This window comes from Giesbergeria anulus (assembly GCF_900111115.1).
Lineage (GTDB): Bacteria > Pseudomonadota > Gammaproteobacteria > Burkholderiales > Burkholderiaceae_C > Simplicispira > Simplicispira anulus.
Map to the genome: position 1 here is coordinate 55,057 of NZ_FOGD01000003.1, position 22,609 is coordinate 77,665.

The 22,609-nt window shown below is 58.3% G+C and carries 23 protein-coding genes and 1 pseudogene; 16 read left to right on the forward strand and 8 right to left on the reverse strand.

Features of this window, described 5'->3' with window-relative positions:
* Nucleotides 1–2: 2 nt before the first annotated feature.
* The 10 genes and pseudogenes from BMX55_RS07130 to BMX55_RS07170 all read left to right on the forward strand — a co-directional run bounded on the left by BMX55_RS07130 (nt 3) and on the right by BMX55_RS07170 (nt 7,620).
* Nucleotides 3–1,145: a cobalt-precorrin-5B (C(1))-methyltransferase gene (locus BMX55_RS07130; protein WP_091455101.1), complete on the forward strand. Its 1,143-nt coding sequence runs from the start codon at nt 3–5 to the stop codon at nt 1,143–1,145.
* Complete coding sequence (cbiE, locus tag BMX55_RS07135) at nt 1,145–2,464, forward strand: precorrin-6y C5,15-methyltransferase (decarboxylating) subunit CbiE (RefSeq protein WP_091455104.1); 1,320 nt, start codon at nt 1,145–1,147, stop codon at nt 2,462–2,464. Before BMX55_RS07130 ends, cbiE begins: the two co-directional genes overlap by 1 nt.
* Entirely contained in the window at nt 2,457–3,257 is an 801-nt protein-coding gene (cobI, locus tag BMX55_RS07140; protein ID WP_091455108.1) for a precorrin-2 C(20)-methyltransferase, read from the forward strand. The genes cbiE and cobI overlap by 8 nt, the downstream gene beginning before the upstream one ends.
* A complete protein-coding gene (locus BMX55_RS07145; RefSeq protein WP_091455112.1) occupies nt 3,254–4,036 on the forward strand; it encodes a cobalamin biosynthesis central domain-containing protein in 783 nt (260 codons plus the stop codon). The genes cobI and BMX55_RS07145 overlap by 4 nt, the downstream gene beginning before the upstream one ends.
* Nucleotides 4,033–4,434: pseudogene (locus BMX55_RS16555) on the forward strand (cobalamin biosynthesis protein); the annotation flags it as partial. The gene BMX55_RS07145 and the pseudogene BMX55_RS16555, both read left to right, overlap by 4 nt.
* Nucleotides 4,435–4,497: 63 nt before the next feature.
* The gene (gene cobJ / locus BMX55_RS16560; RefSeq protein WP_425432060.1) at nt 4,498–5,514 is read left to right on the forward strand and encodes a precorrin-3B C(17)-methyltransferase; all 1,017 of its coding nucleotides are present in this window, start codon (nt 4,498–4,500) and stop codon (nt 5,512–5,514) included.
* Nucleotides 5,511–5,855: a (2Fe-2S) ferredoxin domain-containing protein gene (locus BMX55_RS07155; RefSeq protein WP_091455118.1), complete on the forward strand. Its 345-nt coding sequence runs from the start codon at nt 5,511–5,513 to the stop codon at nt 5,853–5,855. The genes cobJ and BMX55_RS07155 overlap by 4 nt, the downstream gene beginning before the upstream one ends.
* Nucleotides 5,852–6,628 carry a uroporphyrinogen-III C-methyltransferase gene (gene cobA / locus BMX55_RS07160; RefSeq protein WP_091455120.1) on the forward strand — a complete coding sequence of 259 codons (777 nt, stop codon included), beginning with the start codon at nt 5,852–5,854 and terminating at the stop codon, nt 6,626–6,628. The genes BMX55_RS07155 and cobA overlap by 4 nt, the downstream gene beginning before the upstream one ends.
* Entirely contained in the window at nt 6,621–7,166 is a 546-nt protein-coding gene (locus BMX55_RS07165) for a DUF2946 family protein (RefSeq protein WP_091455123.1), read from the forward strand. The genes cobA and BMX55_RS07165 overlap by 8 nt, the downstream gene beginning before the upstream one ends.
* Nucleotide 7,167: 1 nt before the next feature.
* Entirely contained in the window at nt 7,168–7,620 is a 453-nt protein-coding gene (locus BMX55_RS07170; protein ID WP_177172847.1) for a DUF1877 family protein, read from the forward strand.
* Nucleotides 7,621–7,663: 43 nt separating this feature from the next.
* Here the strand turns inward: BMX55_RS07170 and BMX55_RS07175 are convergent, their stop codons facing one another.
* From BMX55_RS07175 to BMX55_RS07185, 3 genes are all read right to left on the reverse strand, one after another.
* The gene (locus tag BMX55_RS07175) at nt 7,664–8,140 is read right to left on the reverse strand and encodes an HIT family protein (RefSeq protein WP_245751319.1); all 477 of its coding nucleotides are present in this window, start codon (nt 8,138–8,140) and stop codon (nt 7,664–7,666) included.
* Nucleotides 8,137–12,042, reverse strand: coding sequence for a DUF3683 domain-containing protein (locus tag BMX55_RS07180; protein WP_091455692.1), 3,906 nt, complete (start codon nt 12,040–12,042; stop codon nt 8,137–8,139). The genes BMX55_RS07175 and BMX55_RS07180 overlap by 4 nt, the downstream gene beginning before the upstream one ends.
* Before the next feature lie 118 nt (nt 12,043–12,160).
* On the reverse strand, nt 12,161–12,583 hold the full coding sequence (locus tag BMX55_RS07185) for a hypothetical protein (protein WP_091455124.1): 423 nt from the start codon (nt 12,581–12,583) through the stop codon (nt 12,161–12,163).
* Between the two features lie 45 nt (nt 12,584–12,628).
* On the opposite strand from BMX55_RS07185, the gene BMX55_RS07190 reads away from it, so the two are divergent.
* The 3 genes from BMX55_RS07190 to BMX55_RS07200 all read left to right on the forward strand — a co-directional run bounded on the left by BMX55_RS07190 (nt 12,629) and on the right by BMX55_RS07200 (nt 16,471).
* Nucleotides 12,629–12,856 (forward strand): hypothetical protein, encoded by a 228-nt coding sequence (locus tag BMX55_RS07190; RefSeq protein ID WP_177172848.1) that lies wholly within the window; start codon nt 12,629–12,631, stop codon nt 12,854–12,856.
* Nucleotides 12,857–12,933: 77 nt separating this feature from the next.
* Nucleotides 12,934–15,165: a diguanylate cyclase gene (locus BMX55_RS07195; RefSeq protein WP_091455127.1), complete on the forward strand. Its 2,232-nt coding sequence runs from the start codon at nt 12,934–12,936 to the stop codon at nt 15,163–15,165.
* A 178-nt stretch (nt 15,166–15,343) separates the two neighbouring features.
* Nucleotides 15,344–16,471: a GNAT family N-acetyltransferase gene (locus BMX55_RS07200; protein ID WP_091455130.1), complete on the forward strand. Its 1,128-nt coding sequence runs from the start codon at nt 15,344–15,346 to the stop codon at nt 16,469–16,471.
* A gap of 99 nt (nt 16,472–16,570) precedes the next feature.
* Here BMX55_RS07200 and BMX55_RS16110 read toward each other — a convergent pair whose 3' ends face one another.
* Together BMX55_RS16110 and rsmI are read right to left on the reverse strand one after the other, a co-directional pair.
* Nucleotides 16,571–16,756, reverse strand: a complete 186-nt coding sequence (locus tag BMX55_RS16110) for a P-loop NTPase family protein (RefSeq protein WP_143059589.1) — start codon at nt 16,754–16,756, stop codon at nt 16,571–16,573.
* A gap of 368 nt (nt 16,757–17,124) precedes the next feature.
* Complete coding sequence (rsmI, locus tag BMX55_RS07205) at nt 17,125–18,057, reverse strand: 16S rRNA (cytidine(1402)-2'-O)-methyltransferase (protein WP_091455134.1); 933 nt, start codon at nt 18,055–18,057, stop codon at nt 17,125–17,127.
* On the opposite strand from rsmI, the gene BMX55_RS07210 reads away from it, so the two are divergent.
* The 3 genes from BMX55_RS07210 to BMX55_RS07220 are packed head-to-tail and all read left to right on the forward strand — an operon-like array spanning nt 18,057 to nt 19,729.
* Nucleotides 18,057–18,458 carry a YraN family protein gene (locus BMX55_RS07210; protein WP_091455137.1) on the forward strand — a complete coding sequence of 134 codons (402 nt, stop codon included), beginning with the start codon at nt 18,057–18,059 and terminating at the stop codon, nt 18,456–18,458. The two genes, rsmI and BMX55_RS07210, sit on opposite strands and share 1 nt — an antisense overlap.
* 36 nt (nt 18,459–18,494) lie before the next feature.
* Nucleotides 18,495–19,073, forward strand: a complete 579-nt coding sequence (locus BMX55_RS07215) for an SIS domain-containing protein (protein ID WP_091455140.1) — start codon at nt 18,495–18,497, stop codon at nt 19,071–19,073.
* A complete protein-coding gene (locus BMX55_RS07220; protein ID WP_091455142.1) occupies nt 19,073–19,729 on the forward strand; it encodes a BON domain-containing protein in 657 nt (218 codons plus the stop codon). The genes BMX55_RS07215 and BMX55_RS07220 overlap by 1 nt, the downstream gene beginning before the upstream one ends.
* 35 nt (nt 19,730–19,764) lie before the next feature.
* Here BMX55_RS07220 and BMX55_RS07225 read toward each other — a convergent pair whose 3' ends face one another.
* The 3 genes from BMX55_RS07225 to BMX55_RS07235 are packed head-to-tail and all read right to left on the reverse strand — an operon-like array spanning nt 19,765 to nt 22,558.
* Entirely contained in the window at nt 19,765–20,682 is a 918-nt protein-coding gene (locus BMX55_RS07225) for an NAD(P)-dependent oxidoreductase (RefSeq protein WP_177172849.1), read from the reverse strand.
* Between the two features lie 47 nt (nt 20,683–20,729).
* Entirely contained in the window at nt 20,730–21,866 is a 1,137-nt protein-coding gene (locus BMX55_RS07230; RefSeq protein WP_091455149.1) for a PilT/PilU family type 4a pilus ATPase, read from the reverse strand.
* Between the two features lie 47 nt (nt 21,867–21,913).
* Nucleotides 21,914–22,558: a Crp/Fnr family transcriptional regulator gene (locus BMX55_RS07235; RefSeq protein WP_091455151.1), complete on the reverse strand. Its 645-nt coding sequence runs from the start codon at nt 22,556–22,558 to the stop codon at nt 21,914–21,916.
* Nucleotides 22,559–22,609: the final 51 nt, after the last annotated feature.

A 22,609-nucleotide genomic window follows, 5' to 3' on the forward strand; every position in this document is an offset into this window, starting at 1 on the left:
TGATGGAAAAAAGTACCCCACGCGGTACGCGCACCGGCTTTACCACCGGAGCTTGCTCGGCGGCGGCAGCCCGTGCTGCCGTCTTGGGCATCGTCAGCGGTGAGGTGCCTACGGAGATAGAAAGCCTGCTGCCCAATGGCAACCGTGTTCGGTTTGCTGTGCAAGAGGGCCGCTGTGATGAGCACAGCGCCCATGCCGTGGTGGTCAAGTTTGCGGGCGATGACCCCGATTGCACCGATGGTGCCCACCTGACCGTCGATGTACGCCTGTTGCCTGACCAGCCCGGTACCGTTGTTTATTGCGCTGGCACGGGCGTTGGCACCGTCACCATGCCGGGGCTAGGTCTGGAGGTAGGCGGCCCGGCTATCAACCCGGTGCCCCGGAAAAACATCCTCGACAATCTGCGCGAAGCTGCCCCCGGCCTGCTGGCCGAACAGGGCTTAGAAGTGACCATCAGCGTGCCCGGTGGCGAGCAAATGGCTAAAAAAACCACCAATGCCCGGCTGGGCATTCTGGGCGGCATCAGCATTTTGGGTACCACCGGCATCGTCAAACCCTACTCCACAGCCGCATGGCGGGCCAGTGTGGTGCAGGGCGTTCGGGTGGCGGCCACACTGGGGCATGGCATGGTGGCCCTGACCACCGGCGGGCGCACCGAGAGCTTTGCCATGGCCGAACTGCGCCGCGAGCAGCCCGGCTTGCCTGCGGCTTGTTTTATCCAGATGGGCGACTTTTTGCGCTACGCCTTGGATGAGGTGGTGGCACAAGGCATACCGCTGGTGGTGTTGGGCGTGATGGTGGGCAAACTCACCAAAATGGCCCAAGGCGAGACCATCACCCACGCCAACCGCGCCGAGGTCGATACCGATCTGGTGGCCCGCATTGCCCGCCAAGTGGGTGCCAACGAGGCCGACTGTCAAGCCATTGCCCAAGCCGAAACCGCCCGTTTTGGCGCTGAACTGATGGTCGAGCGTGGCTTGGGCGAGCCATTCCACCGCGCATTGGCGCAAAGCGCCATCAACACCCTGACCGCCTCCGGGCGCTACGGCAACGCCTTTCAGTTGCGCGTGCTGGTGTGTGATTTTTCTGGCAACAAGGTGGCCGATGTGCTGTGTGCCCCTGCCGCCTCGACTTTGGATACCTGATGGAACCCCGCGACAAAGACCCCAACCCCTGCCGCGTGATTGGCGTGCTTGATGACGGTATCGCCAGTCTGAACGCTACCGCTTTGGCCCATGTGCGCAGCGCCGATGTGGTGATTGGTGGCACCCGTACCTTGGCGCTGCTGGCGCAAGAGTTCAAGCCCGGTGCCGTGTTGCACGACTTGACCGGCCAACTGCGTGCCGTGCCAGATTGGGTGCGTAGCGCCCGCCAAGCTCACCAGAGCAGCGTGGTGTTGGCTACGGGTGATCCCCTCTGCCACGGTATTGCACCGTTTTTGGCGCAGCACCTGTGCGTGCAAGCGCTGGATATTCTGCCCAATCTTTCTACCTTGCAATTGGCTTGTGCTCGCATTGGGCTGGCATGGCAAGATGCGCGCATTGTCTCGGTGCATAGCCAAGATGCCGGGGAGTGGGTGCGCGGCAGCACCCCCGCACATGGCCTGTATGCACTGGCGCAGGCTTTGCGCGCCCACCAGCGCCTGCTGGTGCTCACCAGCCCGGCCAATAGCCCGGATCGCATTGCCCGCTTGCTGCTGGCCGAAGGTTTGGGCGAAGACTTCCAGATGGCCGTGGCCGAAAATCTGCTGCAACCTACCGAGCGGGTGTTGGCCGAGCTATCGCCAGAGGCGGCGGCCCAGATGCAGTTTGCCCCGCTCAATGTGGTGCTGCTGTGGCGCACCCGGTTACAGCCGGAGCCAGTGCGTTTTGGGCTAGAAGATGCGGCCTACCAACAACGCCAACCCGACAAAGGCTTGATTACCAAGCAGGAAGTGCGCGCCGTCAGTTTGGCGCGGCTGCAACTGCGCGCCAACAGTGTGGTGTGGGACATCGGTGCAGGTTCTGGTTCGGTGGGGTTAGAAGCAGCGCGGCTGTGCCCACGCGGCCATGTTTATGCGATGGAGAAAAACGAGGCCGACCACGCCATTGCCGCACGCAACCATGCCGCCTTTGCTGTGAGCAACTACAGCCTGCATTGGGGCAAAGCCCCGCAAGGCTTAGAGAGCTGGCCCGACCCCGACGCGGTGTTTATCGGCGGCTCTGGTGGAGAGCTGGCCGAACTCATCACCTTGGTGCTGCGCCGCCTGCGCCCCAGCGGGCGCTTGGTGATGAACTTTGTCACGCTGGAAAACCTGAGCACCGCCATCCAAACGCTGGAATCTGCGGCCAACGTAGCGTGGGATGTTCTGCAATTGCAGGCTGCCCGCAGCAAACCGATTTTGCACATGCATCGCATGGCGGCAGAAAACCCAGTGTGGCTGGTTTGCGCACAAGCAACAACTCAGGAGGCCGTTCATGGTTGAAACCCCTACCGCAGGCCGAGGCACCTTGTGGGGCATCTCGCTCGGCCCCGGTGATCCGGGCCTTATCACCCGTGCGGCTTGGGCGGCCTTGCAACGCCGTGACACCGTTTGGGTCTATCCGGCCCGCAGCGGCAAAACCCCCAGCTACGCCTTGGACATCGTGCAGCGGGCAGAACTAGCCCCGCCCACAGAGCACGCGCTGCTGCTGTTCCCCATGACCCACGATGCCGAAAAGCTGGGCCGCGCTTGGCTTAAGGCGGCGCAGACGGTGCTGCCTTGGTTGCAAGCGGGCCGGGATGTGTTGTTTCTGGTCGAGGGCGACGCCAGCACCTACGCCACCTTTGGTCATTTGGCACGCACGGTGCGCGGCTTGGATGAGCTGGTGCCCGTGCAGGTGATTGCGGGTGTCAACTCCTTCACGGCGGCCTGCGCCGAGGTGGGCGAGCCTTTTGCCGAGCAAGACGATACCGTGGCGATTGTGCCTGCGGCCTATGGTGTCAGTGCGGTGGATCGGCTGTTGCCCGACTTTGACACGCTGGTGCTCATGAAAATCAAACCCCTGCTCGACGAGCTATTGGACTGGCTGGAGCGCAAAGAGCTGTTGGCCGGTGCTCACTTTATTGAGCGTGTCGGGGCATTGGACGAGCGCCGCCTGTCTGGCACCGATCTGCTGGCCTTGCGCGGCAGCAAAGTGAGTTATTTGTCATTGTTGATCGTAAAAAACCCGCACCGGGTGCGTGGCGAGCGCATCAAAGGCTGCCTGAAAAAAACCTCCCCGGAGAACATGGCATGAGCGTTGAAAATCCCACGGTAGTAGTGTCTGCCCCCGCCAAAGCGCAGCCCCGCATTGGCATCATTGCCATCACCAAACATGGGGCGGCACTGGCTGCCCGGCTGGCGCAAGACTTGCCCGAAGCCCATATTTGCACCGCTGGCAAGTTTGCCGCAGCCTTTGCCCACCTTTCCCAGCCGGTGCATTCCTACGAAGGCGCTTTGCGCGATGAAATAGCGCGGCTGTTTGCCGAGTACGACCAGTTGGTGTTTTTTGTCTCGCTGGGGGCGGTGGTGCGCTTGATTGCGCCGCACCTCAAAAGCAAGGACGAAGACCCCGGCATCACCGTGGTGGATGATGCGGGCCAGTTTGTCATTCCGGTGCTGTCGGGCCATGTGGGCGGTGCCAATGCCATGAGCGAGCGCGTCGCTGACCTGATGGGTGCAACGCCAGTGCTAACCACAGCGTCTGATGTGGGCAAAACCATTCCAGTGGATATTTTGGGCCGCCATTTGGGCTGGCGCGTGGAAGCGCCCAAAATCAACATCACCCGTGTCTCGGCCCATGTCGTCAATGGCGAACCGATTGCCGTGGTGCAAGAGGCAGGCCGCCACGATTGGTGGACACGCCCGACACCGCTGCCCGCCCATATCGAACTGCTAGAGCGCTTTGACCAAGTGCGCCCCGAACACCACCGCGCTGTGCTGTGGATTACCCATGCCGATATTGCCCCAGCGCAATGGCAACAATGGGCCGAGCGCTTGGTGGTATACCGCCCTCCCACCGAGGCCACACCATGACCCAGCCCACAGCATCGGCCCTAGTGTTGGGCTTAGGCTGTGACCGGGGCACGGCTTTTGCCACCTTGCAAGAGGCGGTAAGCCAAGCGCTGCACCAAATAGGCGCTCAAGTGGGCAATGTGGTGGCTTTGGCCAGCATTGACCTCAAAGCCGATGAGCCTTGTTTGCTCGCTTTAGCGCAGCAATGGGGCTGCCCTATCCATTTCTACCCCGCCGCTGTACTGGCCCCGGTGCCAGTGCCCAACCCCAGTGCCACCGTGTTGCGTTACACCGGTACGCCCTCGGTCAGTGAGGCCGCTGCCCTGCTGGCCGCAGGCACAGCGGGACAGCCCGCCCCCATCCACGCCTTGTGCCTAGAAAAACACAAATGGCGCGGCGCTGATGGCAAAAATGCCACCGTGTCTATCGCCCGCCTGCACCCTCCTATGTCGCCATCCATGCCCCCAGAAAGCCACTCCAGCATGACCACCTCCCCCACTCCAGACACCACCACGGCCCCAGCCACGGCGGGCAAAATCATGCTGGTGGGCATTGGCCCCGGCAGCGCAGCCCACATGACCGCCCGCGCCCGCGAAGCCATCATCGAGGCCGACACGGTAATTGGCTATGTCACCTATATCAAGCTGGTGGCCGATCTGCTCGATGGCAAAGAAGTCATCCGCAAAAGCATGACCGAAGAGCTAGACCGGGCCGTGACGGCGCTGGAATCGGCGCGCCAAGGCAAAAAAGTGGCGTTAATTTCTTCGGGGGATGCTGGCGTGTATGGCATGGCTGGCCCCACCTACGAAGTGCTGTTTCAAGCCGGTTGGACGCCCGATGACTCCGTGCAGGTAGAAATCATTCCGGGGGCTTCGGCGCTCAATAGTTGCGCCGCGCTGGTGGGTGCCCCGCTGACGCACGATTTTTGCGCCATCTCTTTGTCGGACTTGCTCACGCCGTGGCCCACCATTGCCCGGCGGTTGGATGCCGTGGCAATGGCCGATTTTGTCGTGGCACTCTACAACCCCAAAAGTGGCCGCCGCACCCGCCAGATTGTCGAGGCCCAGCGCCTGTTTTTGCGCCACCGCCGCCCAGATACCCCGGTGGCTATCGTTAAAAGTGCCTACCGCCGCCGCGAGAGCATTGTTTTTACTACGCTAGACCAGATGGCCGAGGCCGATATTGGTATGTTGAGCACCGTGCTGATTGGCAACAGCAATACCGTTGTCCGCCACGGCTTGATGGTCACGCCACGCGGCTACGCCAACAAATACGATTTGGAACAAAACGGCGAAACCCGCGATGGCGAAAAACGCGGGCGCTCGCTGTCCACCGGGCTGCTGGGCTGGCTAGAGACTTTGCAGGCGCAATATGCCGAGGGCATAGCCATCGAGACCTTAGCGCAACAATACCGGCTGCCCACCGACTATATTCGCGCCACCTTGTTGGAGCCGATTTCTGAGCTTGCCAGCACCGATACCGCTGAGGATGAAGTATGAGCACTGAGAGCGTAGAGAAACCCAAAATTGGTGACTACCGCCGCCACCTGCTGGTGTGTACCGGCCCGCGCTGCACCCAAGATGGCGCGGCGCAAGCCCTGTTTGATAGTTTGGGCGATAAATTCAAGGCGGCAGGTTTAGACAAGGGCGATTTGCGCGTCAAGCGCAGCCGGGTCAGTTGCTTTGCGGCTTGCAAAGGCGGCCCGGTGATGTGCGTGCAGCCCGATGGCACTTGGTACTACAACGTCACGTCCGAGAACATGGATCGCATCATTGCCGACCATCTGGTGGGTGGGCAGCCGGTGCAAGAACTCGTTTTCCATCAGGGGCCAGCGGCATGATGCCCGTGCTGTCAGAACAAGCGCCGGGCACGGTATCGCTGGTCGGGGCCGGGCCGGGCGATTTGGAACTGCTCACGCTGCGCGCTTGGCGGCGCTTACAACAAGCCCAAGTCGTGGTTTATGACAATCTGGTCGGCCCCGGCATTGTGGATTTGGTGCCCGCGCAGGCACAGCGCATCTATGTCGGCAAATCTGCTGGCAACCATACGCTGGCCCAAGAAGAAATTTGCCAGTTGCTGGTCGATTTGGCCCGCCAAGGCTTGCGCGTGGTGCGGCTCAAGGGTGGCGATCCCTTCGTTTTTGGCCGGGGCGGCGAAGAAATGGATGTGCTGTTGCAACAGCAAATTCCGGTCGAAATCGTGCCCGGCATCACCGCCGCTTTGGGGGCCGGGGCCAGTTTTGGTTTTCCGCTCACGCACCGCGACCATGCGCAAAGCTGCACCTTTGTCACCGGGCACCTCAAAGACCATACGGTAGATTTGAACTGGCAAACGCTGGCGCAACCGCACCAGACCGTAGTGATCTATATGGGCATTACCGGGCTTGCTACCATTGCCCGCGAGTTGCAAGCGGCGGGGCTGGCGGCGGATACCCCAGCCGTGCTGATCTACAAAGCCACTTGGCCGCAACAGGCCATTTACACCACTACCGTGGCCGAGTTGGACGCCACCGCCCGCCGCTATGGCATCAAGCCGCCCACGCTGTTGGTGATTGGCACCGTGGTTTCCTTGATACCGCCTTCTGCACTCGGTGCAGAATCGCAGCATGGATGATATTGTTCAACAAGCTTTGGTCAAATGGCCCCATGTGCCCCACTGCTATGGTTGGTTAGGGCTGGATGCGCGTGGGCGCTGGTTTATGCGCGACGATGCTGCCCAAGCTTTAGGCCCGTTTGTGCAGAGCAAAGGCTCGCTGTTGCAACACGAGAAGCTGATCGAGTTTATAGGCCGCAATTACGAGGCCGATGCTTTGGGGCAATGGTTCTTTCAGAATGGGCCGCAGCGCGTGTATGTGGAGTTGGAATGCACGCCGTGGGTTTGGCGTTTGCAGCCCGACCTGAGCGTGCGCAGCCACACCGGGCGTTTGGCCGAGCCGCAAGCCTGCCTGCTCGATGAAGAAGGCAAAGTCTATCTGGTGACCGATTTGGGCCTAGGGCTGGTGCATACCCAAGACGTGGCGGCACTGGCAGAAGCCCTAGAGCAATGGCAATGGGAGCCGCTGCCGGTGCAAGCCGCAGAACTGGCGCAGCACTATGGGTTTGTGCGCAGCCCCGTGGCTCCCGCTGGAGCGGCATTTTTTGAAGGACGATGAGATGAGCATTGCCGGACAATTTGTGGTCGTACCTGTCGATGTATTGCGCCAGCATTTGGCGGGGGAACAGGATTTATGTCTGTTTGTGCATGGCGAGCTGCTGGGCCACCCTCCCTTGGTGCTAGACATCGGAGACCACTGGCATGGTGTTAATGCCCTTTGCGATGCACTTGATATTGCCTATGTGACGGGCGAGCACGACATCGCGCTGGACTGCTGCGAAAGTGCTTTCTGGGTGTCAGAAACCCGTGTGCCCCTGATTGCCCATCAGCTTCAAGATGTATCTGTCGAGGATTTGCAGTCGGCCATAGACACCCTCGATTACGACAGCCTCTACCACGGCGACTATTTGCAAGAGCACCCGCAAGAAGTGGCCGACACCTTCCGCCAGATTGCTGCGTTGTATGAAAAAGCAAGCCAGTCTGCGCAGGCGGTGCTGTTTATGATTTGCTGATCTGCATTCAGCCCACTGGACGGCTATTTGTCCGTTGGTGTGCTCAGGCCAGCGGCAGTTGAATCCGCAGCACGGCTTCTATTTCCGGCAATCGCGCCCGCACGGCTTCTTCCTGCTCTAGCGCTCGCTCGCGCTGCGCGACTGCCCAGACCGGGGCGGGAAAATGGCTGTCCCAATCAAACCGGGCAATCACATGCCAATGCAGGTGCGGCACCATATTGCCCAGTGCCGCCAGATTGATCTTGGTGGGCTGCAACTGCTGGCGCAGCGTGCGCTCCACCGTAGTCACCACCTCTAGGCAATGCAGGCGCTCAAAGGTGGACAGATCCGACAGTTCAGGCAGGTGCGAGTTCCACACCACCCGGTAAAAGGCCGGAAAGCCGGGCTCGTCGGTGCGAATGACGCGCAAACGTTCATTGCGCCAGACCACCTCACCGCCATCTTGGCTGCACAGCGCACAGCGGGGCTGAAACACTGGGGGCCGGGAGGGTGGTATGGTGGACATAGCGCGTTCGGTCATACTAAAACTCTTTCTATACCGCCCTGATTGGCTTTAGCCACATACTCGGGCAACCAGTTTTCGCCCAGCAGTTCGCGGGCCATTTCAATCACGATGTAATCGGCTTCGAGCAGGCCGTTTTGCAGGTCATCACCGTAGCGGGTCAGACCTTGCAGGCAGCTGGGGCAGCTGGTCAAGATTTTGACATTGTCCTGCGCACCCACGGCACCGCTGGCGCGCAGTGCAGTTTCGCCTTTGCGAATTTCTTCTTCCTTACGGAAGCGCACTTGCGTCGACACATCAGGCCGTGTGACACCCAGCGTGCCCGATTCGCCGCAGCAACGCTCGCTCTTGAGCACCTGTGGCCCGACCAGCGCTTTCACGGTCTTGAGCGAGTCTTGCAACTTCATCGGGTTGTGGCAGGGTTCGTGGTAGAGGTAAGCACCCTTGCCTTGCAGGGTGAGGCCCTTTTCTAACAGATATTCGTGAATGTCGATGATGCGGCAGCTGGGGAAAATCTGCTCGAATTCGTATTTTTGCAACTGATCGTAGCAGGTGCCGCAACTGACCACCACGGTTTTGATGTCCAGATAGTTGAGCGTGTTGGCGACGCGGTGGAACAGCACCCGGTTGTCGGTGATCATCTTCTCGGCCTTGTCAAACTGGCCGCTGCCGCGCTGTGGGTAGCCGCAGCACAGGTAGCCTGGCGGCAGCACGGTTTGCACCCCGGCATGCCAGAGCATAGCTTGGGTAGCCAGCCCCACTTGGCTGAACAGGCGCTCAGAGCCGCAGCCCGGAAAGTAGAACACCGCCTCGGTCTCAGAGGTGGTGGTTTTGGGGTTGCGGATGATCGGGACGTAATCCTTGTTCTCGATGTCCAGCAGCGCACGGGCAGTCTGTTTGGGCAGGCCACCGGGCAGCTTTTTGTTGATAAAGTGGATCACCTGCTCTTTGATGGGTGCGGTGCCCACGGTGGCGGGGGGCTTGGCCGTTTGTTTGCGCCCCATCTTACGCAGCAAGTCCACCGCCATGCGTTGGGCCTTAAAGCCCACGCCCACCATCGCCGAGCGCATCAGCTTGATGGTGTCGGGGTTGGTGGCATTGAGCATGGCCATCGCGGCGGCATTGCCGGGGCGGAAGCTCTTTTTGCCCATTTTGCGCAGCAGGTTGCGCATGTTCATGGTCACATCGCCAAAGTCGATTTTGACCGGGCAGGGGCTTTCGCAGCGGTGGCAGACCGTGCAGTGGTCGGCCACGTCTTCAAACTCTTGCCAGTGCTTGATGCTCACGCCCCGGCGGGTTTGCTCTTCGTACAAAAAGGCTTCGACCAGCAGCGAGGTAGCCAAAATCTTGTTGCGTGGGCTGTACAGCAGGTTGGCGCGTGGCACATGGGTGCTGCACACCGGCTTGCACTTGCCGCAGCGCAGGCAGTCTTTGACCGAATCAGCAATCGCGCCAATGTCGCTTTGCTGCATGATGAGCGATTCATGCCCCATCAGGCCAAAGCTGGGGGTGTAGGCATGGGTCAGGTCAGAGAAGGCGACCTGCTCGCTCAGTGCATCGCGGTTGCCTTGTGGGGCGGTGGGCTGGTCTTGCGGGCGCAGCAGTTTGCCCTTGTTAAAGCGCCCTTGTGGGTCAATTTTGGCCTTGTATTGGGCAAAGGGCAGCAGCTCCTTGTCGGTCAAAAATTCCAGCTTGGTAATGCCAATGCCGTGTTCGCCAGAGATCACACCATCCAAGCTGCGCGCCAGCACCATGATGCGCTCTACGGCACCGTGCGCGGCTTGCAGCATCTCATAGTCGTCGCTGTTGACGGGCAGGTTGGTATGCACGTTGCCATCACCCGCGTGCATATGCAAGGCTACCCACACGCGGCCCTTGAGCACGCGCTGGTGGATGGCATTGCACTCGGCCAGAATCGGCTGAAAGGCTGCGCCGGTAAAGATGTCTTGCAGGCGGGCGCGGATTTGCGTTTTCCAGCTCGCGCGCAGGCGGTGGTCTTGCAGTTGCGGAAACAGGTTTTCCACGTCCAGCAGCCAGCCTTGCCACAGGTCGCGCACTTCTGCCAATACTGCCACGGCTTGGGCCACGCGGTCTTCGAGCATTTCTGCGGCAGGGATCTCGCTGGTCTCGTCGTGCTTGCCCAGTGGCAGATTGCCACGCAGGAAGAAGGCTTCGAGCGCATCGACCAGCTTGAGCTTATTGCGCAGGCTCAGTTCGATATTGATGCGCTCGATGCCATCGGTGTACTCGGCCATGCGCGGCAGCGGAATCACCACGTCTTCATTGATTTTGAAGGCGTTGGTGTGCTTAGAAATGGCGGCAGTGCGCTTGCGGTCGGCCCAGAACTTTTTGCGCGCTTCGGGGCTGATGGCAATAAAGCCTTCGCCGCTGCGCGAGTTGGCAATGCGTACCACTTCGCTGGTGACGCGGGCCACATCGTCGGCGTTGTCACCGGCAATGTCACCAAACAGCACCATTTTGGGTAAGCCGCCGTGCTTTTTGCTCTTGGTGGTGTAACCCACCGCTTTGAGGTAGCGGTCGTCCAAGTGCTCTAAACCGGCCAGCAGCACGCCCGAGCGCTTTTGCTCGGCAAACATAAAGTCTTTAATTTCGACAATGCTGGGCACGGCGTCTTTGGCATTGCCAAAGAATTCCAGGCACACGGTGCGGGTGTGTTCCGGCATGCGGTGGACTACCCAGCGGGCGCTGGTAATCAATCCGTCACAGCCTTCTTTTTGGATGCCCGGCAGGCCACTGAGGAACTTGTCGGTCACGTCCTTGCCCAGTCCCTCTTTGCGGAAGGTCTTGCCCGGAATATCGAGGCGCTCGGTGCGAATAAAGGTTTTGCCGTCGGCTTGGTAGTAGTTCAGCTCAAAGCTAGCCATGTCGGCATCGTGGATTTTGCCGAGGTTGTGGTCTAGGCGCGTGACTTCTAACCACTGCGCATCCGGCGTGACCATGCGCCAGCTGGCCAAATTGTCCAGCGCTGTGCCCCAGAGTACGGCTTTTTTGCCACCGGCATTCATGGCGATGTTGCCGCCAATGCACGAGGCTTCGGCGCTGGTCGGGTCTACCGCAAACACAAACCCGGCGCGTTCGGCGGCATCGGCCACGCGCTGCGTGACCACGCCCGCTTCCGTCCAAATTGTGCCCACTTCGCGCTCGACGCCGGGGAGCTTGCGCATCTCCACCTCGGTCATGGCTTCGAGCTTTTCGGTATTGATGACGACGCTCTTCCAAGTGAGGGGGATGGCACCGCCGGTGTAGCCGGTACCACCCCCGCGTGGAATGATGGTCATTTCTAGCTCAATGCAGCCCTTGACCAACGCGGCCATCTCGGCTTCGGTGTCGGGGGTGAGCACGACAAAGGGGTACTCAACGCGCCAGTCGGTGGCGTCAGTGACATGGCTGACGCGGCTGAGTGCATCAAACTTGATGTTGTCTTTGGCCGTCAGACGGCCCAGTGTGCGCCGGGTTTGGCGGCGCAGCTCGGCAATTTGGTCAAAAGCGGCATCAAAACGGCGCACGGCATTACCGGCCAGTTCCAGCAGCTCGCCTACCAACGCATCGCGGGCGGCATCGTCTTGCGGCTTGCGGCGCTTTTGCACCTCGCCCAGCCGGTGTTGCAGTGCTTGCACCAAGAGCTTGCGCCGGTCGGGGTTGTCGAGCAGGTCGTCTTGCAGATACGGGTTGCGCTGCACCACCCAAATATCGCCCAACACTTCATAGAGCATACGGGCCGAGCGACCTGTGTGGCGCTCTTCGCGCAGTTGTTGCAATACCACCCAAGCGCGCGCACCCAACAGGCGGATGACAATTTCGCGGTCAGAGAAGCTGGTGTAGTTGTAAGGAATCTCGCGCAATCGCACGGGTTCGGGGGACTGCGCCATCAGGGCGGTCAACGCGGTGGGAGCATTCATGGGGTGAACCTTAAAGGGGCGGCGCACCCGGCCAAGCCGGGAAATCGCAAAAGGCGATTTTAGAAGCGCAAGACACCATTGTTGATGTCAGGGGCAAGACGGAGCCATGCTGCACTGGTCAACAGATGCGCGGCAGGGCTGCGGCGGCCAGCCAATCGACCATGTGCCGCCTGCCCATATGGGTGTGAATCTGCATAAAACAGCGCTCGTCGGCAATGATCTCGCTAGGGCGCACCGAAATATATGCCTTTTGCAGTACCACATCGCAGGGCTGGGCATAGGCACCAGACACATTGACATCTTCGTGCAATACCCCGACGCCCGTGGTCGCGCTAAAAATACCATCGGCTTTGCTGCGCTCCACCACTTCGTAGCGCAGGGGCAGCCGAGCACCATCGTCGCTTTGGGCTAAAAAATCGTTGTGCAAGGAGCGGGAAAGCAGTTGCTCTATCAACTGCGCCATCACTTGGCTCTCAGCGCCATGTGACTGATCAATGCGGCCATGTTGCAAATCCAGCGGGGCAGCGGCAAAGGGCATCATGTTTTTTCTTGCAGAATGGAGATAAACATTTTCAATTGCTACATCATGCACCACGTTTCCACACGACTTTCTTTTTTACGCCCGGCTCTGCTGGCGCTGTTGGTTTTATCTACTTGCACGACGGGCTGCGCGGTGGTCACAGTGGCGGGGGCGGCAGTGTCGGTAGCTACTACCGCCGTCGGGGTGGGGGTGGCAGTGGTCGGCACGGTAGTCGATGTGGGTGCAGCGGGCGTGAAGGCGGTGGTGGGCAGTAAGAAAGAGAAAGAGAATTGATCGCATAGGTAGTTTGAGGGCATACCACCGGGTATCAAAGTTCGTAACAATCCAAAATTCAAAGAGAGCTTGTGTGCATGAAGAAAATTCTGGGTAGTAATCGGTACCTTTCGGAGTGGATCTTGTTGCTTGGTGGTTTGTCGATTGTGGTGGGGGTGATTGGTTTTAGTTTTTACCGAGAATATGTGAATATTGGCAATCGTGAGCGTGAGCGACTGGCGACCCAAGCTCGTGTCCTAAACAAAAATCTGGGTCAGGCTTTAGAGGTGGTAGATAACGCCTTGATTGGCATTCGTCATGACCTGCCGGGTTGGCACGGTACTGAAGGAGGAGTATCACAAGCCAGTCACCGCTTGCGCGCTTTTGCCGATGCTATGCGTGTTGTACGCACTATGTTTGTACTCGATGCAGATGGCAATATGATTGCTGCCAGCCGACCAGAGTTAATCGGGCAAAATGTTAGCTACCGGCCCTATTTCAGCGAGGCCCGCGCGCATCCTAATCCTGACATTCTTTACGTAACACCACCATTGAAGACTGTGCTTGGTGCTTGGGTTATGAATGTGGTGCGTGTGATTCAGGGCCCTGAGGGTCAATTTGCAGGTGTGATTGTGGCGGGTCTAGACCCGGAGGGGCTTAGAGAGCAATTGGGTGCTGTGGTTTACCATAAGGATATGTGGGCGGCTATTGCACATAGTGATGGCTTGCAAGTAGTAATGGAACCTAATCGACCCGGACAGGATGGTCTAAATTTAGCCCAGCCTGGTTCAATTTTCTCGCGCCATATGGCTAGCGGCCAAGTTTCACAAGTGCTCGAAGGTACCTCTGTGGCCACAGGAGAGAATAGATTAATGGCTTTACATACCATCATTAATCCGAGTGTGCCGATGGACAAGCCCTTGGTGGTTGCAGTCGGGCGCAATATAGAGGCGCTCTATGTCGAATGGTATGCGCAGCTATGGTTAACTGGTGGATTGTTAATTTTATTAGTGGGAGGATCTTTGCCTGCATTGGCTTATGTTCAGCAGCGCCGCCGGAGTGCTGACGTTATCAAGGCGCAGGCAGATGCCGCCTTAGCCCAAAGTGAGTGTTTTATGCGCTCATTGATTAATATTATTCCTGGTATGGTGGGGTACTGGACAAAAGATTTACGCAGCACTTTTGCCAATGATGCTTATTTAGATTGGTTTGGTAAAACGCAAGAACAGATGAATGGAATTCACCTCCATGATTTGATGGGGCAAGAGCTTTTTAAAGAAAATGATTCTTATATCTGTGCTGTGATGGCTGGAAAGCATCAGAGTTTTGAGCGCACCTTGGTTAAAGCTGATGGCAGTATAGGCTATACATGGACGCATTACATCCCAGATTTTATGAATGGGCAGGTACAAGGATTCTTTGTTTTGGTGTCTGATGTGACAGAGCTGAAAAAATCAGAAGCGGCTTTGCGGGAGAGTCGTCGGTTTTTGCAAGACCTGATTGAGCATAGTGGCACACTGATTTTTGCTAAAGATAAAGAGGGTCGTTATCTTCTGATTAATCAGATGTATGAGAGGTTGACTGGCCATCACCGTGACCAAGTGCTAGGTCGCACAGATTTTGAAATTTATTCTGGTGAAGATGCTCTGATATTCACAGAAAATGATAAATTTGTCATAGAGTCTATGAAAACCCGGCGTTACGAAGAATTGCTTGGCGCACATCACTTCTTAACAACAAAATTCCCTCTATTGGATGCAGACGGCAATGTGAGTGGTGTCTGTGGGATTTCTGCTGATATCACTGAGCAAAAAGAATTGCAGAAAAAAATGGAGTGGCTTGCCAATACAGATGCGTTAACCCGGCTGGTTAATCGGCGGCGTTTTCATGAGTTGGCTGATTTGGAAATATCACGAGCAAGGCGTTTCATTCATTCCTTGTCAGTATTGATGCTAGATATTGATAATTTCAAGTCTATCAATGATACTTATGGTCATGATGTAGGCGATAAAGTGATTGCTTACATTGGCGATATGTGTCGCAATGAATTACGTGATATTGATATTGCTGGGCGTTTGGGGGGTGAGGAATTTGCCATTCTCTTACCAGATACATCGCCAGAAACAGCACTACAGGTGGCAGAGCGCCTGCGCCATGAGATTGAAAATTATGAAATGGAATTTTCTGGGGGTGCTGTGCTCAAGTTTACCGTGTCGATTGGCTGCGTGAGCAGTACCGATTTGTCATTAGATGTAGAGCAGCTACTTAAAAGGGCCGATCAATGTTTGTATGAGGCCAAAAAATCGGGCCGCAACCGCGTCGTGGTGTGAGTGGAAACGTGGAGCATGACAGCCCTAAGATGAGAAGGAATCAATAACCCAAGACTTATAGCGTATGGCTGCACGGCAGCGCAGCTATCGGGGCATGATCTGTGGCGGTTTAACACGGCGCAAGGCCGTGCACTTGCTGCACCCATGCCCTTGGTGCGTATCCGATTGGAGTTTGGTCATGTCCCTCAAAATTGAAATTGTCCCCTCAGTGGGTGCGGTGCCCGCAGCAGAGTGGAATGCTCTGGCCGGGGGCAACCCTTTCACCCAGCACCATTTTTTGCACCTGTTGCAAGAAACCTCTTGTGCCACACCAGACACCGGCTGGACACCCTGCCATGTGCTGTTGCGTGAGCAGGGGGTACTACAAGGGGCGGTGGCTGCTTATCTGAAAACCCATTCGCGCGGCGAGTTTGTCTTTGACCAATCATGGGCGCAGGCGTACCAGCAGCATGGGCTCGATTACTACCCCAAACTGGTGGTATCGGTTCCGTTCACGCCAGTGGCTGGCCCGCGCCTACTGGCCTACAAGCCAGCGCATCAAGTCTTGTTGATTCAGGCACTGATGGCGCTGGCCCAGCAGGTACATGCCTCTTCCATCCATGTGTTGTTTCCAGCAGAGCAAGACCTTGCTGCGCTCAAAGACGCCGGTTTTATGGTGCGCGAGAGTGTGCAATTTCATTGGCGCAATGCCGCTTATGCCGACATGGACGCCTTTTTGGCAACGATGGCGCAAGAAAAACGCAAAAAATTCAAACAAGACCGCAAAAAGGTGCAGGCAGCAGGAATCACGTTTTCTTGGTTGGAGGCGGAGACCCTCGATTCTGAGGCGCTGCAATTTTTTTACCGTTGCTACCAGAACACCTACGAGCGCCATTGGGGCAAGCCTTATTTATCGCTGGAGTTTTTCCTGCGCCTGCATCAGCAAGAGCCCAATGCCTTGATGCTGGTATTGGCGCTGCGGCAGGGCGTGCCGGTGGCCTGTGCGCTCAATGTCCGGGGGCCAGATGTGTTGTATGGGCGCTATTGGGGCTGTGTAGAACAGGTACCGGGCTTGCACTTTGAAACCTGTTATGCCCAGTCTATCGCTTACTGCATTGATCGGGGCCTACAGTGGTTTGAGGGCGGCGCTCAAGGAGAGCACAAAATTTCCCGTGGCCTGCTGCCGGTCAAAACCTTTTCTGCCCATTGGGTGGCCGATCCGCGCTTTGCCGAGGCCATTGCCGAATTTTTGCAGCGTGAAATCCAAGCCGTGGAGGATTATGTAGAGGTGCTTGAGCAGAGTTCGCCGTTCAAGCGGCAGGGTTAAGGCAGGGGTGGCAGTGGCCCGTCCGAGGGTGTCTGCCACCATCGTCGCATCCAAATGGCAGCCCTTGTTGGTGCCCTAGTGGCACGGATGCGCTTGGCATCAAGGCTGGTTTGTTGATTGCCTTCGATCTGCCATGGGCAATTGTCCGGCAATGCGATCAATGGTTTTGACCAGTAGGGTGGTTTTGCCTGAGCCGGGGCTAGAGACTACATTGAGCATTAATACGCCCACTTGGGTAAATGTGCGGCGGTTGGTGGTGGCTTGAGCGTTGTTGTGTGCCAGCAAATTGGTGTACGTGCTCGGACTCTGGGGCGGTGTTGTGGCCGTATTATGGCTGTGCGTATGGTGGCTGCCAGCGGCAGGGTGGTGATGAGGGTGTCCGTGGTGGTGTTCTGCGGGTATTGCATATAGGGGGTTTCTCCTGATTTCATTCACCACATTTAAGTCCCGAACCTGCTTGAGCATCCGAGGCTCCACACAGGCCTGCCCCTCCCCAGCTCCAGACGCACCATCCAGATGCACCATCTACACGCTGCGGAAACCCTCGCGCTGCTGTGCCTGTTCGATCAACTGCACCATGCTTTCTGCTAAGGACAATTCATTCAGGCATAGCTGCCAGTTTCTGCGTTTTGGCTGGGCTTGTGCAGGCGGAGTTACTCCGACTCTGAATCTGGCTCGGACTGTCGCAATGCCAATGCGCGCTCATACAGAGCATTGCGCGGTGCTCCAGTGATCTGGGCGGCCAAACGCACGGCTGTTTTGAGCGGTAATTCGGGTAACAGTAGTTCCAGAACACGCTGGCTCTGGCCCGTTTCTTCTACTGCCGCGACCGGGTGCAGTACCACCACAAACTCGCCTTTGGCGCGTTGCGCATCGCCTTGCAGCCACGCTAACAATTGCTGCGCGGGTTGGGTGCTCACCTCTTCAAACTGCTTGCTGATTTCACGCGCTAGCGTGACCGGGCGCTCGCCCAGCACAGCCAAGGCTTGGGCCAAATCAGCAATGCGGTGCGGCGCTTCCAGCAGCAGCACGCAGCGTGGCTCAGAGGCCAAGCGCTGCACGCTGGCGGCGCGCTCGGCATTTTTTACCGGCAAAAATCCGGCAAAAACAAAGCCGCCATCGGTGCCTGTGGGGGCCACGGCACCGGCCACGCTCAGGGCGGCAGTGAGGCTGCTGGCCCCCGGCAAGGGCATGGCCCGCAGCCCAGCGGCCCGCACCACTGCCACCAAACGTGCCCCCGGATCACTGACGCCGGGCGTGCCTGCATCGCTGACGTAAGCGACGCGCTGACCCGCTTGCAAACGTGCCAGCACGGCTTGTGCGGCCTCGGCCTCGTTGTGCTGGTGCAGGGCCAACATTTGGGCACCGCTTTTGTCGATGCCATAGGCGCGCAGCAGGCTGTGGGTGTGGCGCGTATCCTCACAGGCCAAGGTGTCGGCCAACTGCAAGACGTGCAGGGCGCGCAAGCTGATGTCGGCCAAGTTGCCGATGGGCGTGGCTACCACATACAAAGTGCCTTGGGGATAATGCTGTGCAGCCGCCGCATCACGGGCGGCCCCTAGGGCTAAAGCGAAAGATGCGCTCAATGGAATTCCTTGGTAAAAAAGCGGCCAGCGCGCCCACAAAGTCTGCCACAGCGCAGCAAAAAGGCCAAGCCGCAGAAGCGCTGGCGCTGGCCCATTTGCAGGCAGCCGGCTTGCGCTTGCTGGCGCGCAATTATCGAACGCCCGGACGCGGCGGTGGCGAGATCGACCTGATTGTGCGTGACCGTGACGGCACGGTCGTTTTTGTCGAGGTGCGCAGTCGCAGTCGCCGCGATTTTGGTGGTGCCGGGGCTAGTATCAACGCTGCCAAGCAGCGGCGCATCATCTTGGCTGCGCGCCACTATCTGATGCGTTTGAGCACGCCACCACCCTGCCGTTTTGATGCCGTGCTGATTGACGGCGAGACGCTGCAATGGGTGCGGGCTGCCTTCGATGCCTCATAAGCAAGGCACCAAAACGATACGGGTATCATCGCCGCCATGCTAGAGCAACGCATCCAACAGCACTTTATCGACAGCGCCGACCTGCAATACCAAGCGGCGCAAGCCTTGGGCCAGCCCATTGCTGATGCCGTGCAAGCCCTGCTGGCCTGTATTACCGGGGGTGGCAAAATCCTCGCCTGCGCCAGTGGCCCCTCGGTGGGCCATGCCTTGCAGTTTGTCGGTTTTTGTCTGGCCGGGTTTGAGCGCGAGCGCCCTGAATTTGCCGCACTGGCCCTGTCCTCTGACAGCGCCTTGCTGGGGGCTACCCAGCAGCCCTTTGCCCGCCAAGTGCGGGCGCTGGGCCAAGCGGGCGATTTGCTGCTGGCTTTGTGCGTTGATGGCAACGACGCTGGGGTGCTGGCCGCCGTAGAGGCCGCCCACGAGCGTGATATGAGCATTGTGGCCCTGAGTGGCCGCAGCGGCGGGCGTTTGGCCTCAGTGCTGCGCGAGACCGATGTGCTCTTGTGCGTGCCCCACGACCGTGCGGCGCGGGTGTTAGAGGTACACAACCTTATCGTCCATTGCCTGTGTGATGGCGTGGATGCGCAATTGTTTGGTGAACAGGAAGAAAGCTGATGCAAAAATTTTCTACCCGCCGTGTGGGTGCCCTGCTGCTGGCAGCCAGCACTTTGGCGGCTACGCTGGCCGGTTGCGCCCCAGTGGTGCTGGGTGGTGTGGCCCTGAGCGGCATTGTGGCTGCAGACCGGCGCACCACAGGCACCCAAGTCGAAGACGAAAGTATTGAGTTGCATGCCGTCAATCTGCTGCACGGCCATTATGGCGACCGTATCCATGTCAACATCACCAGCTATAACCGCCAAGTGTTGCTGACGGGTGAGGTGCCTACTGCCGCTGACCGCCAACGGGTGCAAGAGTTGGTGCGCGGCCTAGAAAATGTACGCTCAGTGGTTAATGAGCTGGGCGCTTTGCCCAACACCTCGCTGGCGCAGCGCTCTAACGATACCTTTATCACGGGCAAGGTGCGCGCCAGCTTGGTCGATGCCAAAGACCTGACCGCTAACGCCTTTAAGGTGGTGACCGAGCGAGGTGTGGTCTATTTGCTGGGGCGCGTTACCCAGCGTGAGGCACAACGGGCCGCCAGCTTAGCCAGTGGCGTCACGGGCGTGGTCAAGGTGGTGCGGGTGTTTGAATCTCTGAGCGAAGAAGAACTCTCGCGCATGAGCATCATTCGCCCAGATACGGCAGGTAACGGCAATGCCAGCCCACGCTAAGCAGCGTGGTGGCCGGATGGGCGCCCAATGTCTGCTTAGTCGTCCAACCGTTTGATAAGGCTGGAGGTGTCCCAGCGCTGGCCGCCCATGCCCTGCACGTCGCCATAAAACTGATCGACCAGCGCCGTGATGGGCAGGCGGGCACCATTGCGCCGCGCCTCGGCCAGCACCAGCCCCAAGTCTTTGCGCATCCAGTCCACGGCAAAGCCGAACTCAAACTCACGCGCCACCATCGTCTTGCCCCGGTTATCGAGTTGCCAACTTTGCGCCGCACCCTTGCCAATCACGTCTAGCACTTGGTTCATGTCCAGCCCGGCGCGCTGGCCAAAGGCCACAGCCTCGGCCAAGCCCTGCACCAGCCCAGCAATGCAGATTTGATTGACCATTTTGGCTAACTGCCCGGCACCCGATGCACCCAAGTGGGTAAACGCCCGCGAAAACGCCATGGCCACCGGCTGTACGTTAGCAAACGGCGCTGCGTCGCCACCGCACATCACGGTCAGTAGGCCATTTTGTGCCCCAGCTTGGCCGCCCGACACTGGCGCATCCACAAAATGCAGGCCCAGCGTGCGCCCGGCACCATACAGCTCGCGCGCTACCTCCGCTGATGCCGTAGTGTGATCGACAAAAATACCGCCCGGCTCCATACCCGCAAAAGCACCATCAGCGCCCAGCACCACCGAGCGCAAATCATCGTCATTGCCGACGCAGCAAAACACGATGTCAGCTCCCTGTGCGGCCAAGCGCGGCGTGAGTGCATGGCGCACGGCTCCGGTGTGTGCGTATTCTTCACACCAAGCCAAAGCCTTGGCCGTGTTGCGGTTGTACACCGCCACTTGGTGTCCGGCCAGCGCCAAATGCGCTGCCATCGGGTAGCCCATGACGCCCAAACCAATAAAAGCCACCTTGCGCGAAGGCACAGCGTCGTAAGAGCGGGGGTTGGTACCAGCCATGATAAAAATCCGTAAAAAAGGGTAAAAAGAAAAACCGTGCGCTCTGCTTAAACAATCGCAAAGTCTTCGGTGCCCGCTGCCAGATCGGTGCTGCGCGCCCGCTGGCTGCCCAGCTTGATCTGCAAGCGCAGGTCATTGACCGAATCGGCATTGCGCAGCGCATCCTCGTAAGTGACGATGTTCGACTCAAACAGATCAAACAGCGCTTGGTCAAACGTCTGCATACCGAGGTTGCGGCTCTTTTTCATGATCTCTTTGATTTCGGACACTTCGCCCTTAAAGATCAAGTCTGCAATCAGTGGCGTATTGAGCATCACCTCTACCGCCGCAGCCCGGCCCTTGCCGTCTTGCTTGGGCAACAAGCGCTGCGACACCATAGCGCGCAGGTTGAGTGATAAATCCATCAGCAATTGGGCGCGGCGCTCTTCTGGGAAGAAGTTAATCACCCGATCGAGTGCTTGGTTGGCACTGTTGGCGTGCATGGTAGCCATGCACAGGTGGCCTGTTTCAGAGAAGGCAATGGCGTGTTCCATGGTCTCGCGGTCGCGGATTTCGCCCATCAAAATAACATCCGGTGCTTGGCGCAGGGTGTTTTTGAGGGCTGCTTCCCAACTTTCGGTGTCTAAGCCCACCTCGCGTTGCGTGACCACACAATTTTTGTGCGGATGGACAAACTCTACTGGGTCTTCAATGGTGATGACATGACCAAAAGAATTCTCGTTGCGCCAATCGACCATGGCAGCCAGTGTGGTGGATTTGCCTGAGCCAGTAGCACCGACCATGATGCACAGGCCACGCTTGGTCATGGTGACTTCTTTGAGCACCTGCGGTACGCCAAGGCCATCAATGGTGGGCAGAATCAGTGGAATCGTGCGCAGCACCATACCCACGCGTCCCTGCTGAATAAAAGCATTGACCCGAAAGCGCCCAATACCGGCAGGAGAGATGGCAAAGTTGCACTCTTTGGTGCGCTCAAATTCTGCCGCCTGCTTGTCACTCATGATGGCGCGCGCCAAGGTCAGGGTGTGGCCCGGCGACAGCGGTTGCGGCGAGACCTTGGTAATAGCCCCATCGACCTTGATGGCCGGAGGAAACTCTGCCGTGATAAACAAATCACTACCGTGGCGGCTGACCATCAGCCGCAGCAGGTCGTTGATAAATTTACTGGCCTGATCGCGTTCCATAGGCGGTATCCCTCACTCTGGCACCTACGCGCCAGCGCTGGTTGGTCTTATTTTTGGTTTTCGCCCAAATGGGCACTGACCGCACGCAGGCGCAGGCACAGCTTGCGCGCCAACACCGCTACCAAGGCAGCGGCTAGTTGGGGGTCTTTTACCATCATCTCATCGAGTGCATGGGCACTGAGCACGGCTATCTCGCAATCGGTCATGGTGGTACAGGCGGAAAAGCGGATGCCGCTATCGAGCAGTGACATCTCGCCAATCATGTCGCCGGGGCGCGTTTGTGCCAGCAGCAATTTCTCGCCCCAAGGCTGAACCCTGTTGACCGCCATGGTGCCTGAGAGCAAAAAGAACATGAAATTGCCATATTCATCTTGGCGCACTATTTCGCGGTCGGAGGGCACTTGGGCAAAATCAAAAAACGCGCCCATGCGTGCCGTCAGCTCAGGGGGGAGTTGGGCCATGTACTTGTTCTTGGCACACAACTCTTGCAACAGTTTGCTACTACTGTGGCCCGAGGGCAGGCGTTTGGCTCCAACCTCTACGGCACGGGCCTCCCAAGGCGCCACTGTCGCTGAGTGGTCTGTACCGTCTGAGAACGCAGTAGAAAAAAACACCGAATCTTGGGAATCAGCAACTTCTGCGGCACCTTTGGCGGGTGCCGAGGATCGCCACATATTAAAAATGCCATTCATACAAAAACTCCTGTTGCCACCCAACAGCGGGGGCTCGCACTATCAGATGGC